This is a genomic window from Leptotrichia sp. OH3620_COT-345 (genome assembly GCF_003932895.1).
Classification (GTDB): domain Bacteria; phylum Fusobacteriota; class Fusobacteriia; order Fusobacteriales; family Leptotrichiaceae; genus Pseudoleptotrichia.
In genome coordinates, this window is sequence record NZ_RQYW01000009.1 from 70363 (window position 1) to 82565 (window position 12203).

The 12203-nt window shown below is 28.8% G+C and carries 16 protein-coding genes; all 16 read left to right on the plus strand.

The window, feature by feature from the left end; genetic code table 11:
* Window positions 1–89 precede the first annotated feature (89 nt).
* The 16 genes from EII29_RS06795 (at window position 90) to EII29_RS06865 (ending at window position 12203) form a co-directional block, all read left to right on the plus strand.
* Complete coding sequence (locus tag EII29_RS06795; protein ID WP_125236783.1) at window positions 90–1133, plus strand: ABC transporter substrate-binding protein; 1044 nt, start codon at window positions 90–92, stop codon at window positions 1131–1133.
* Window positions 1134–1176: 43 nt separating this feature from the next.
* Entirely contained in the window at window positions 1177–2859 is a 1683-nt protein-coding gene (locus tag EII29_RS06800; RefSeq protein WP_125236784.1) for an iron ABC transporter permease, read from the plus strand.
* Window positions 2860–2873: 14 nt separating this feature from the next.
* A complete protein-coding gene (locus EII29_RS06805; protein ID WP_125236785.1) occupies window positions 2874–3944 on the plus strand; it encodes an ABC transporter ATP-binding protein in 1071 nt (356 codons plus the stop codon).
* 534 nt (window positions 3945–4478) lie between these two features.
* Window positions 4479–4718, plus strand: a complete 240-nt coding sequence (locus tag EII29_RS06810; protein ID WP_125236786.1) for a hypothetical protein — start codon at window positions 4479–4481, stop codon at window positions 4716–4718.
* A gap of 323 nt (window positions 4719–5041) precedes the next feature.
* Window positions 5042–5335 (plus strand): hypothetical protein, encoded by a 294-nt coding sequence (locus EII29_RS06815; protein ID WP_125236787.1) that lies wholly within the window; start codon window positions 5042–5044, stop codon window positions 5333–5335.
* Window positions 5336–5366: 31 nt separating this feature from the next.
* On the plus strand, window positions 5367–5687 hold the full coding sequence (locus EII29_RS06820) for a hypothetical protein (protein WP_125236788.1): 321 nt from the start codon (window positions 5367–5369) through the stop codon (window positions 5685–5687).
* A 98-nt stretch (window positions 5688–5785) separates the two neighbouring features.
* The gene (locus tag EII29_RS06825) at window positions 5786–6067 is read left to right on the plus strand and encodes a ubiquinol-cytochrome C reductase (RefSeq protein ID WP_125236789.1); all 282 of its coding nucleotides are present in this window, start codon (window positions 5786–5788) and stop codon (window positions 6065–6067) included.
* A 231-nt stretch (window positions 6068–6298) separates the two neighbouring features.
* Window positions 6299–7075, plus strand: coding sequence for a histidinol-phosphatase (locus EII29_RS06830; protein WP_125236790.1), 777 nt, complete (start codon window positions 6299–6301; stop codon window positions 7073–7075).
* Window positions 7076–7153: 78 nt separating this feature from the next.
* Window positions 7154–7645: an NUDIX hydrolase gene (locus EII29_RS06835; protein WP_125236791.1), complete on the plus strand. Its 492-nt coding sequence runs from the start codon at window positions 7154–7156 to the stop codon at window positions 7643–7645.
* A gap of 57 nt (window positions 7646–7702) precedes the next feature.
* Window positions 7703–9145 carry a magnesium transporter gene (gene mgtE / locus EII29_RS06840; protein WP_125236792.1) on the plus strand — a complete coding sequence of 481 codons (1443 nt, stop codon included), beginning with the start codon at window positions 7703–7705 and terminating at the stop codon, window positions 9143–9145.
* A 47-nt stretch (window positions 9146–9192) separates the two neighbouring features.
* Window positions 9193–9618, plus strand: a complete 426-nt coding sequence (locus EII29_RS06845; protein WP_125236793.1) for a hypothetical protein — start codon at window positions 9193–9195, stop codon at window positions 9616–9618.
* A 24-nt stretch (window positions 9619–9642) separates the two neighbouring features.
* A complete protein-coding gene (locus EII29_RS06850) occupies window positions 9643–10332 on the plus strand; it encodes a M48 family metallopeptidase (protein ID WP_125236794.1) in 690 nt (229 codons plus the stop codon).
* A 172-nt stretch (window positions 10333–10504) separates the two neighbouring features.
* Window positions 10505–10630: a hypothetical protein gene (locus tag EII29_RS13055; protein WP_255411024.1), complete on the plus strand. Its 126-nt coding sequence runs from the start codon at window positions 10505–10507 to the stop codon at window positions 10628–10630.
* On the plus strand, window positions 10623–11039 hold the full coding sequence (locus EII29_RS06855) for a YkvA family protein (RefSeq protein ID WP_125236795.1): 417 nt from the start codon (window positions 10623–10625) through the stop codon (window positions 11037–11039). The genes EII29_RS13055 and EII29_RS06855 overlap by 8 nt, the downstream gene beginning before the upstream one ends.
* 109 nt (window positions 11040–11148) lie before the next feature.
* Complete coding sequence (locus EII29_RS06860) at window positions 11149–11961, plus strand: RNA-binding protein (RefSeq protein ID WP_125236796.1); 813 nt, start codon at window positions 11149–11151, stop codon at window positions 11959–11961.
* Between the two features lie 56 nt (window positions 11962–12017).
* Window positions 12018–12203, plus strand: a complete 186-nt coding sequence (locus EII29_RS06865) for a hypothetical protein (protein ID WP_125236797.1) — start codon at window positions 12018–12020, stop codon at window positions 12201–12203.

Sequence of the window (12203 nt, forward strand, 5' to 3'; positions counted from 1 at the left end):
AAAATGGACTTGACAATTTTGATTAATAAGGTAAAATGAATATAGAAATATTTTGGAAATTCAAAGATTAAAAAGTAAGGAGAAGAATTATGAAAAAGAAATTTTTATGGTTGTTCATGATAATGGCAGCTTTGGTTTTAACAGCTTGTGGAGGTAAAGGAAGCGGAGCGACTTCGGATTCCAAAAATGCTGAAATAAAAGGAAAGGTAGTTATTTACACATCTATGTATGAAGACATAATAGATAATGTAAAAGGAAAATTGAAAAAAGAATTTCCTAATCTGGAAGTAGAATTTTTCCAAGGAGGAACGGGAACTCTTCAGTCTAAAGTTGCAGCTGAAATGCAGGCAAATAAACTGGGAGCTGATATACTTATGGTTGCAGAACCGTCTTATTCTTTAGAATTAAAAGAAAAAGGAGTATTACACTCCTATGTTTCTAAAAATGTTGAAAATCTCGCACTGGATTATGATAAAGAAGGATACTGGTATCCTGTACGTATACTTAATATGGTTTTAGCATATAATCCTGAAAAATATAAAAAAGAACAGGTAGCACAGTCTTTTGATGAATTTTCCAAAAGAGAGGATTTAAAAGGGAAAATCTCTATTCCCGATCCGCTGAAATCAGGTACGGCTTTAGCTGCAGTATCCGCTTTAACTGAAAAATACGGAGAAGCTTACTTTGAAACTTTGGCAAAGCAGAATCCTGTTGTAGAATCCGGTTCTGTTGCAGTTACAAAATTAGAAACAGGTGAAGCTGCACAAATAATGATATTAGAAGAATCCATTTTGAAAAAAAGAGAAGAAGAAAGCTCAGCTTTGGAGGTTATATATCCTACAGACGGAGTAATTTCCACTCCAAGTACAATTATGACAATAAAGGAAGAATTGTCGGCAAATAAAAATATAAAAGCGGCTGAAGCTCTTACAGACTGGTTTTTATCTCCTGTAGGACAGGAAGCTATTGTTGCGGGATGGATGCATTCAGTTTTAAAAAATCCTGAAAAAGCTCCTTATGATGCTAAAAATACTTCGGAAATTTTAAATTCTGTTATGAAAATAAACTGGGAAAACACATATCGTAATAGAGAACAGTTACGTAAAATTTTTGAAAAGCATGTAGTAAAATAGTAAAAATAGTACATAAAATTTTATTTTAGAAAAGAGAGAAAAAATGTCTAGTATAAAAAAACGGCACATAGATATAAAATGGATTGTGATACTGGGAATTGTTGCATTTTTATTTGTATTTGAGGTAGTTCCCTTATTTAATCTGTTAATAAGTTCCTTTTTTCCAAAAGGGACATTTTCACTGGAATCTTTTAAAAGAGTCTATACTTATGATTTAAACTGGACTGCATTGAAAAATACATTGATTACTTCGGGACTTACTACGATTTTCGGAGTTATGTTGGCTTTTCCCCTTGCATTTCTTGTGGGAAGGACTGATATGTACGGAAAGAAATTTTTTAGAACACTTTTTGTAGTTACATATATGGTTCCTCCTTATGTGGGTGCTATGGCATGGTTACGTTTACTAAATCCCAAAGCCGGAGTTTTAAATAAATTTCTTATGAATATTTTTCATTTACAGAAAGCTCCTTTTAACATTTATACCATTGCAGGAATGGTATGGGTTCTTACTTGTTTTTTCTATCCTTATGCTTTTATAACAATATCAAGAGCAATGGAAAAAATGGATCCCTCGTTGGAAGAAGCATCAAAAATATCAGGAGCCTCTCCGTTGAAAACATTAATGACAGTTACAGTTCCTATGATGACACCGAGTATAATTGCGGCAGGTCTTCTCGTATTTGTAGCTTCAGCATCTGTATTCGGGATTCCGTCAATAATAGGAGCACCGGGAAAAATCTACACTGTAACTACACGTATTATAGACTTTGTACATATAGGCTCTGAGGAAGGATTGAATGATGCAATGGCTTTAGCTGTATTTCTTATGTTAATAGCAAATGTAGTTTTGTATATTACGACATTTGTAATAGGAAAGCGTCAATTTATAACTATGAGTGGGAAATCTACAAGGCCTAATATAGTCGAACTTGGGAAATGGAGATTACCTGTAACTGCTATTGTTTCAATATTTTCATTTTTTGTAGTAATTTTGCCTTTTATTACAGTAGCTTTAACTTCATTCACTGTAAATATGGGTAAACCTATAGGTCTTTCCAATATGTCTTTGGCAGCGTGGGAAAAAGTGTTTTCAAGAGCATCAATAGTAAGTTCAACTAAAAACAGTATAATTGCCGGAATTGCAGCGGCATTTTTCGGAATTGTCATTTCGTGTGTAATGGCATATTTACTTCAGAGAACAAATGTAAAAGGTAAAAAAATACCTGATTTTCTCATTACTTTAGGTTCGGGAACTCCAAGTGTAACAATAGCCCTTGCATTGATAATATCAATGAGTGGAAAATTTAAAATTAATATTTATAATACTTTGTCAATAATGATAGTGGCATATATGATAAAATATATGATGATGGGAATGAGGACAGTAGTTTCAGCAATGAGCCAAGTGCATCCGTCCCTTGAGGAAGCTGCACAGATTTCAGGAGCTAACTGGTTGCAAATGCTTAAAGATGTAACGGTTCCTTTAATAGGAGCAAGTATTGTAGCAGGTTTCTTTCTGATATTTATGCCTTCATTTTATGAATTGACAATGTCAACTTTACTTTATTCATCAAATACAAAAACTATCGGTTATGAATTGTACATATATCAGACTTATCATAGCCAGCAGGTAGCGAGTGCATTGGCAACGGCTATTCTGATATTTGTAATTATAATCAATTATGTTTTGAACAAACTGACTAAAGGACAGTTTTCAATTTAAAAAAGGAGGAAAAAATGGCTTCTGTAACAATAAAAGGTGTAACAAAATCATTCGGAAACGTAAAAGTTTTACAAGAATTTAATCAGAAATTTGAAGATGGAGAATTTATAACTCTGCTTGGACCCTCGGGATGCGGAAAAACAACTATGCTCAGGCTTATAGCAGGATTTGAAAAGCCGAGTAGTGGAGAAATTTATATAGGAGATAAGCTTGTATCAGGAACAAATTCTTTTATACCTCCTGAAAAAAGAGAAATAGGAATGGTATTTCAGTCATATGCAGTATGGCCTCATATGAATGTCTTTGATAATGTGGCTTATCCCTTGAAAATACAGAAAAAATCCAAAAATGAAATTGAAGAAAGAGTAAATGAAGCTTTAAAAATAGTTCATCTTGAACAATATAAAGATCGTTTTCCATCAGAACTGTCAGGAGGTCAGCAACAGAGAGTGGCGTTAGGAAGAGCATTAGTAGCAAGACCTGAAATACTCCTGTTGGATGAGCCTTTATCAAATCTTGATGCAAAATTAAGAGAGGAAATGAGATATGAAATAAAGGAAATAACTAAAAAACTTAAAATAACGGTAATTTATGTAACTCATGACCAGATTGAAGCAATGACGATGAGTGATAGAATAGTATTGATTAATAAAGGAGAAATACAGCAAATCGGTACTCCACAGGAAATATATTCAAATCCCAATAATGTTTTCACTGCAAATTTTGTAGGTAAAGTGGATTTTATAAAAGGAAAAGTAGAGGGAAATGAAATTCTACTGAATAATAGTGAAGGACAGAAATTGGAAAATAGAAGTTCTCATAAAGGAAATGTTATTGTAGCTGTACGACCTGAAAATATAGCTCTTTCAGATGATGGAGAAATAAAAGGTAAAGTTTTTTCAAAATTTTATTTAGGAGATTCCAACGATTTACGAATAGAAATTGGAAAAGGGAATATTTTAAGGGTTATGGCAAGAGCTTCCACTTATGAAACATTGAAAACAGGTGAAGAAGTAAGAGTGAAGATTTTAGATTATTTTATTTTTGAAGATGACGGAAAAGATCAGACGAAAATAATGACTTAACGAATGATATTATAATAATTTGAAAAATGCTGTTTTTAATTTATATAAATACGTAAATTTTGAAAACGAATAACCGGAAATAATTTCAGATTTATGTATGGTTAATTTTTAACAGCATTTTTGATTTTATATAAATTCAGGAAAATGATAAATAAAAAAAATTAAAACTTTCAGTTTATTTTAATGTTATTACTGTATAATATATTTAATAATAAATGTAACTAAAAACACATATTAAATATTGGAAAAAAGAAATTTATAAAAGAATGTCACTTATAAATATTAATTTTTTATATAATAGAAAAAGTTTTTTAACATTTGGTTACATTGACATTTAAAAAAATAGAAAAATTAAACTTTTGGAAGGAATGATCAAAATGAAAGCAACAAAAAAAGTTTTATTTATATCGGTAATATTATTTTTACAGTATTTACAGTAATAGTAATAGGAAATATGAAAAGAAAAAGTAATGTGAAATCTGATAAAGTATCATTTTAAAACCGGATTGGAGAGAGTGAAAGTTTATAAAATAATTGAAGAAGAAGTTGTTAAAAGTAGGAAAAATATATGTTGTAAGTTACAAAGACGGTTATATAGATGTAAGAAATCAAGCAGATTCAACATCCCAGATATCGGAAAATCTTCTTAACGGTACACAAATAATGAAATATTCTCAGGAAGGGGACAGGTGTTATGTTAAGTTTCCTTTAAAAAGCGGAGGAGCATTATCTAAAGATATCGGTTATATACATAAAAGTCAGTTAAAAAAGTAAAATAAATATATAAAATTAAAAAAATAGCATGGTAAATTAAAATGATAGAAATTTTTCAAAATACATAAAGCATGGATAATATTAATATATGAAGCTTTTAAAATTAGTAATAAGAATAAAAATTGAAATAGATAATATTTCTCTAGAGTAATGCTTTTATTCTAACATATACAATAATAATTTAAAAATAAAGAATTTAAGGAAGGGAGAGGATTAATATTTAAATATATATAAATTTATAAATAATTTAAAAATGATGGGAAGAAAAAATTGTAATATAATAAAGAATGATTTTATTTTTAATTTAATAAGGAGGAATAATAATGAAAAATATAATATTGGGAGCATTATTATTATTAGGAATGACAGGTTTTTCAGAAAATTTAAACGAAAGATATATAGAAAAGTGTAAAATAACATCTAAAGGAAAATATAAAAACGGAACAAAATATTTAAATTGTACAAGCAAAAAGACAGGGAAAAAATTTAATTTTATAGAAGCTAAAGATGTTAAAGTATATCACGATTGGATGGAAATAGGAGATACATATGCAGTATGGTTTTTGGGAAATGGATATAAAAATTTGAGAATAGTAGATTTCAGAACGGAAAAATAAAATAAAAATATTTGAAAGGAAATGAATAAAAATGAAAATATCAAAAAAATTATTACTTATATTAGTAATATTAATTTTAGCAGCATTTACAGCAATAGCTTCAGGAAATATGAAGAAAAAAACGGGAAACAGTAAGGTAAAATCCGATAAAGCCTCATTATGTAAAGGGTTATTCCCGAACGGAACTTATACGGGAACATTTGAAGTAAAGGCTGACGGAGAATTGGACTATTATACGGAATATTTGGAAATAGAAAACGGAGAGATAAGAATATATCCTGTTTTTAATTCCCAAACAAGAGAATTATCCTTTAATATAAAGAATGACAATGTGAAAGTTATATGCAAATGATACATATAATAAACATATTTATAACAAATTAAAAAATGTTCTAAAATTAACAGGATATATATTTATAGAAAATATAAAAACAAAAATTAGGAGGAAAAATGAAAAAATGGTTTTTAGTCGGAATGTTAATATTCGGTGTGATAGGATTTGCAAAAGACAGATTTGTTGAAAAATGTGAAATAACATCGAAAGGAGTATATAAAAACGGAGTGAGATATGTAAACTGTATAAGCAGAGCTACAGGAAGACATTTCAATTTCATAAATGTAGAAGAATTTACATATCAGGATATGGATAAAGGGACAGCTTATGTCATTCACTTTAGAGGGAACGGATATAGAAACCTGAAAATACTGACACATGATTATCCTTTAAATTAATAAAATACAGGAAGATATATGAAGAAATAACCGGACATTCAGTATGAATGTCCTTTTTTGAGATTTTTTAATTTTTTTAAAATATCCTTTTTTAGTTATAATAAATTTTTAATTTTTAAATTATAAGTTGCAGTAAATAAAAAATTATTTTCCATTTCTAAATATTTAATTATATGAAAGCCTTTATTTTTTTTAAAATAACTGGTAAAATATAAAACGAGGTGATAAAAAATGAAAACAAATTTCCATACACATAATTATAGATGTGGTCATGCTGTTGGAAATGTAGAAGATTATGTAAAGGTAGCTATAGAAGAAGGATATACTGAACTGGGGATATCGGATCATGCTCCGCTTCCCGCATATTATTTCGACAGAATGAAAATGGAAGATCTGGAGAACTATCTTGAAGAAATAGAAAAAAGTCAAAATAAATACGGTAAACAGATTAAAATATATAAATCCCTTGAAATAGAATATTTTCCTGAATTTCAGAGTTATTATGATGAACTTAGAAATAAGCTGGATTACATAATATTGGGACTACATGCTTTCAGGAAAAATGAGGAAGACAAAAATAAAATATATAATGCATGGACAATAAAAAACGAAGAAGATATAATTTTTTATGCGAAATATATGGCAGAAGCGATAAAAACAGGAAATTTTGATTATGTAGCCCATCCCGATTTATATATGATAAATTATAGGAAGTGGACAGCAGCCTGTGTTGAAGCTGCACATATAATATGTAAAGCTGCAGAAGAAATGGACCTGCCGTTGGAAGTAAATGCAAACGGTATAAGAAAAACATTGGAAAGATATCCTGAATGGGACAGGTATATGTATCCGTATAAGGAATTTTGGGAAATTGTCAGACAGTATAATATTCGCACTATAATAGGTTCAGATACTCATAATTATAATGAGATGGAAGATGAACCGATGGAAATGGCGAGAAAATTTGCTGAAGAATTAAACTTAAAAGTAATAGAAACTATGTTTTAAAACAAACTATTAATTTAAAAAGGACTTATACGTTATCCTGAATTAACGTAAATTTATTTTATAAGGAATTCTATAATAATGGAAAATTTCAGATTTTTAAAAGGAAAAAAAATGACACATCCTACTACAGGAATTACTTTGGAGTATCTTGATAAATCAAATGCAGTCTGTTTTGTACTATTTAATGAAACAAAGGAAAAAGTTATTCTTGTAAAGCAGTTCAGGCCGGGACCTAAAGATTATACCTTGGAAATAGTGGCGGGACTTATAGATGAGGGAGAAGATCCTAAAACAGCAGCTTTCAGAGAATTGAGAGAAGAAACAGGGTATACTGAAGAAGATGTGACTGATTATGAAGAACTTGGAAAAAGTCTGTTTGTTTCTCCGGGATACACTACGGAAAATCTTTATTTTTATAGCGGAAGATTAAAATCGGATTCTATAAAACCGAAAGAACTTTCTTTAGATGAAGGAGAGGAAATAGAAGTAAAATGGATTTCTATAAATGATGTATTAAAAGAAACAGATGATATGAAAACAGTGTTCGGAATAACATATTTCAAAAAATAGAAATGATAAATATAAAAAGAATAAAAAATAAAATAAAAAAGAAAGGAGGCGTAAAACATGATAGAGGAAAAAGACGAAATAACTCCTGAAGAAATTGAAGAGTTAAAAAATGAAATAAAACATAGAATGTCGGATGAAAATGAAGAACCGGAGGAAGAGGAAATAACTCCGGAGGAAATGGCAGAAGAAATACAGCAGATTGAGTCTGAAGAAGAGCTGGAAGAATATCTGGAAGAAAATCACTCAGTTGATATAGCGGAAAGTTTTGAAGAGCTGGATGATGAAGATTTGCTCAGAGTTTTTGAATTAATGAGTGATGAACAGAAAGCAAGTATAGTGGAACAGGCAGATGAAGATTTGCAGAAAAGAGTATTTGAACTTATAGATGATGAAGAAGCTATAGACATTTTAGGATATATGTCTCCTGATGATATTGCAGATATTTTAGGGTATATAGATATTCAGAAGAGTAAGACGATACTTACGAAAATGAAAAGGTCTCAGGCAAATAAAATAAGGGAGTTGCTCGGATATGAAGAAGATTCTGCCGGAGGGATAATGACTACCCAGTATATTGCTTTTAAGGAAAATTTGGAAATAAAAGATGTAATTTCCAAAATAAAAGTAATAGCACCTAAAACTGAAGTAATAGAAACTATTTTTGTTATAAATGATAAAAAAGAGTTGGTAGGTGAAGCGGATTTGAGAGATATACTCATTGCCGCAGACGATACAAAACTGATAGAAATAATGAACGAAAATGTAATATGGGTTAATGCTGAAGAAGATCAGGAAGATGTAGCAAGACTTGTTTCAAAATATGATTTGAGAGTTGTACCTGTTGTGAATAAAAAGAAAAAACTGTTGGGAATAATAACAATAGATGATATTATTGATGTAATTCATGAAGAAAATACAGAAGATATTTTAAAATTAGGGGGAGCTTCAGATGAAGAGGATGTATACTCTGAATTTACTGTTTCAGTGAAAAAAAGATTGTTATGGTTGACAATAAATCTTGGGACAGCATTTTTGGCGGCATTTACTGTAGGAATATTTTCAAATACTATTGATAAAGTTGTAGCTCTTGCAGCTACTATGCCCATTGTCAGCGGAATGGGCGGAAATGCGGGGACTCAATCACTGTCTATAACAATACGTGCTTTGGCTTTGGGGGAAATTGATATGAAAGACACTTTGAAAATAGTACTTAAAAACTTTCTTGTAGGTGCGGTAAATGGATCAATTTTAGGAATATTGTGTGGTATTGTAATGTATGCTTTATATCAAAATGCTTATCTGGGAGTGATAATTTTTATGGCAATGATAGGAAATTTGGTATTGGCATGTATAACGGGATTTCTTATACCTATTACTTTGAAAGCTGTAAAAATAGATCCTGCTATGGCTTCAGCAGTTATATTGACTACAGTGACTGACGTATTCGGATTTTTCCTATTTCTGGGATTAGCGACATTATTTTTGGACAAGCTTGTGTAACAGCTACTTTGGAAAATTATGGATAGTGTCAAAGAAAGGTTATATAAATGAATAATATAGGATTATTAATAATTTTATATTTTGTTCTTTATTTTTTTATAAGGAAAATACGGAGAAGTATAAAATTAAGTTTTGAAAAACTGGAAGAATTGAATGGTGAATTTATATACACATTTTTGAAAAATTTTTCGAAAAAAGAAATGTATTTTAATCTTGAAGAAGTTCATTCTTTATTTTTTACTCAAATGATTGTTAAAAATGGAAGCTTCGGTAATTTAACAGTGTATATTATACTGGAAGATGAATATGCCGTGAAACTTCAGAAAAAGGAAAATATAATAACATTTTTTAAAAGTTGTAAAGAAAATAAGCCTGAAATGTATGAGAAATTTTTAGAGTCCACTCCTATGGGAATTGATATATCTGCAATAATGGATAAAGAAATAGAAGATTATAAAAATAGCGGTAAATAATGAAAGAGAGTGTAGATTTTATATATGAGAACAGAAAAAGTTTTAGGATATGATGTTCACAGAAAAAAGGTAAAAAATATAAATTTGAGAATAAATAGTCAAATGGAAGTTTATATTTCAGTTCCAATGAATTTACATGTAAGTTATATTGAAAATTTTATTCGTTCTAAAGAAAGTTGGATAAAAAAAGTTTTAAATAAAATTGAAACTGTAAAATTGAAACAGACCGGATATGAGTATAAAACAGGAGAAATCCATAATTTTCTTGGAGAAGGATATGTTTTAAAAGTTAAAATAAGTAATAACAATAAAGTCATTTTGAAAAAAGAAAGAGAAGAATTGTTACTTATTACAAAATTTGACAATTTTGAAGAAAAAAAGAAAATAATGGAAAAGTGGTATTTTGAATGTGCAAAAAAACTATTTCCTGTTGTGATGGAAAAATGGCTCAATATATTAAATGAAAGAATAGAGCATTTATCTATTAAACCAATGAAAACAAGATGGGGCTCGTGTAATTATAATAAAAGATATATAAATCTTAATACAGAACTTATAAAAAGAACACTTTTTGAAATAGAGTATGTTGTTTTGCATGAGTTGGCGCACTTGAAATATCCTAATCATGGTAAAGGCTTTTATAATTATGTGGAGAAATATATGCCTGATTATAGAAAAGCTGAAAAAATGCTTAATGCAAAACACTATTATTAGGATATATTTAAATTATTTAAAAAAATAATAAAAAATCTCTTAGTAGAATAATATTTAATTTACTTAAATTTAAGTACGAATATAATCCATTAAAGGGTAGTAAGTTTTTTATAAGAATAATAAAAATAAGAATACAGTTGAAATTATAATAGGATAAAAATGTTTGAATAATATGAAATTACTGACTTCGGTAGTTTCTTTTTATTTTGATAAAAAGTATATTCTAATGAAAAATATTGGTATTTATGCTAAAATAATTATAATAAAAATAGTTACAAAGGGGAGAAACAATGAATAAGAGAGAAAAAAAGTTTTATGAAAGGTTTAAGTCTGAAAATATTAATGAAGAACAGATTAAAAAAGCTAAAAATATAGCTGTTCATTTAGGAAAGGTATCATCAAAATTTTTACTACTCATAAAAATGATAAATTCCAATTTCAAAGGAGAATTTAAAATTTCGACAATGGATAAGCTGAAAATAATCGGAGCAATAGTTTATGTAATAACTCCTATAGATGCAGTACCTGATTTTATGCCGTTACTGGGATTTGGAGATGATATAGCTGTAGTAACTTATGTTTTATCAAAATTAGATAAACTGGTTTCAGAATATGAAAAATTTGAAAATCTAAAAGTACGGGCAAAAGAAAAATCAGAAGGACCTGATTTTGAAAATATGAGAACGGTCAATGAAGAAAGTGAATAAAAATATTATACTTGACAATTATGAAATAAAAGAATAAATTTATTTGAAAACTGTAAAGAATGAATTTAAGTAATAAAAGATTAAAAAATAATAGTATAAGGGGTGTTAAATGAAGAAAGATATATTTTTAAAACAGTTCCCTGCCAGTTTGGAATATGAAGTAAGTAAACTCTATAATACTTTTGAAATAGCAATGGAATACAATATAATAACTTATACTGAGGAATTTTATACTCCAAATATATGGAAAAAACTCACTGAGAAAATAGAAGGTATTAAAGTGATAACAGAAGGAGTGTTTAAAAATAGTGACAGAAGACAAATAGGTTTTGTTCCTGAAGAGATTTTCAGGAAAGAAGTTTTAAATATGAACGGAAAAATAAAAAATAATATGGAATTTCCGTGTAGATTATTAAAAATAGAAATAAATTCAAAATTTAGTGAGTATACACATAGAGATTTTCTCGGAAGTCTTATAGGGCTTAATATAAAGAGGGAATTGATGGGGGATTTGATTTTGTATGGAGATAAAGGATATATTCCCGTATCCGAAAAAATAGCGGATTATATCCTTTCGGAATTAAACCGGATCGGAAATGTTCCGTGTATCGTAGAAAAAATGAATATGAAAGATGCTGAAAATATACCTGAATACAGATATGACGACAGACTTATAGTTGTATCGTCAAAAAGACTTGATAGTATCATTTCGGCAATAACCAATATATCGAGGACAAAAGTGATAGAGCCGATAGAAAAAGGGAAAGTATTTATTGATTATTATGAAGAGAAAAATAAGGCAAGAATTCTTGAAATCGGGAGTCTTATAACAATAAGAGGAGTTGGAAAATATAAACTTTTTTCTGAACACGGAGAAACAAAAAAAGGAAAAGAAAGACTGCTAATTAAGAAATATATATAAATTTATATTTAACATTATTGAACAAAGTTTGAAAAGAGAGGAAAAGAGAGGATAATATGAAAAATGTGACACCTGAAAGTAACTTGAATATGATAGTAAAAAGTTTAATTTATGCAGTAGTAATAGTTTTAATAATAGCGTTTTTAAAAATAGCGTTGAATGCATTTTTATCAGTAATATTTTATATTATTCCTATTGCAGTCGTAATATATTTATTTATGAGATTTGGAGGGGGAAATTAA

What these genes read in the sequence shown, in the direction of transcription:
- EII29_RS06825 (WP_125236789.1), top strand. Translation starts at nt 5,786, where the DNA reads ATGAAAAAATGGTTTTTAGTCGGAATGTTAATATTCGGTGTGATAGGA.
- EII29_RS06800 (WP_125236784.1), top strand. Translation starts at nt 1,177, where the DNA reads ATGTCTAGTATAAAAAAACGGCACATAGATATAAAATGGATTGTGATA.
- EII29_RS06815 (WP_125236787.1), top strand. Translation starts at nt 5,042, where the DNA reads ATGAAAAATATAATATTGGGAGCATTATTATTATTAGGAATGACAGGT.
- EII29_RS06795 (WP_125236783.1), top strand. Translation starts at nt 90, where the DNA reads ATGAAAAAGAAATTTTTATGGTTGTTCATGATAATGGCAGCTTTGGTT.
- EII29_RS13055 (WP_255411024.1), top strand. Translation starts at nt 10,505, where the DNA reads ATGAAATTACTGACTTCGGTAGTTTCTTTTTATTTTGATAAAAAGTAT.
- EII29_RS06830 (WP_125236790.1), top strand. Translation starts at nt 6,299, where the DNA reads ATGAAAACAAATTTCCATACACATAATTATAGATGTGGTCATGCTGTT.
- EII29_RS06805 (WP_125236785.1), top strand. Translation starts at nt 2,874, where the DNA reads ATGGCTTCTGTAACAATAAAAGGTGTAACAAAATCATTCGGAAACGTA.
- EII29_RS06820 (WP_125236788.1), top strand. Translation starts at nt 5,367, where the DNA reads ATGAAAATATCAAAAAAATTATTACTTATATTAGTAATATTAATTTTA.
- EII29_RS06865 (WP_125236797.1), top strand. Translation starts at nt 12,018, where the DNA reads ATGAAAAATGTGACACCTGAAAGTAACTTGAATATGATAGTAAAAAGT.
- EII29_RS06850 (WP_125236794.1), top strand. Translation starts at nt 9,643, where the DNA reads ATGAGAACAGAAAAAGTTTTAGGATATGATGTTCACAGAAAAAAGGTA.
- EII29_RS06845 (WP_125236793.1), top strand. Translation starts at nt 9,193, where the DNA reads ATGAATAATATAGGATTATTAATAATTTTATATTTTGTTCTTTATTTT.
- EII29_RS06835 (WP_125236791.1), top strand. Translation starts at nt 7,154, where the DNA reads ATGGAAAATTTCAGATTTTTAAAAGGAAAAAAAATGACACATCCTACT.
- mgtE (WP_125236792.1), top strand. Translation starts at nt 7,703, where the DNA reads ATGATAGAGGAAAAAGACGAAATAACTCCTGAAGAAATTGAAGAGTTA.
- EII29_RS06855 (WP_125236795.1), top strand. Translation starts at nt 10,623, where the DNA reads ATGAATAAGAGAGAAAAAAAGTTTTATGAAAGGTTTAAGTCTGAAAAT.
- EII29_RS06860 (WP_125236796.1), top strand. Translation starts at nt 11,149, where the DNA reads ATGAAGAAAGATATATTTTTAAAACAGTTCCCTGCCAGTTTGGAATAT.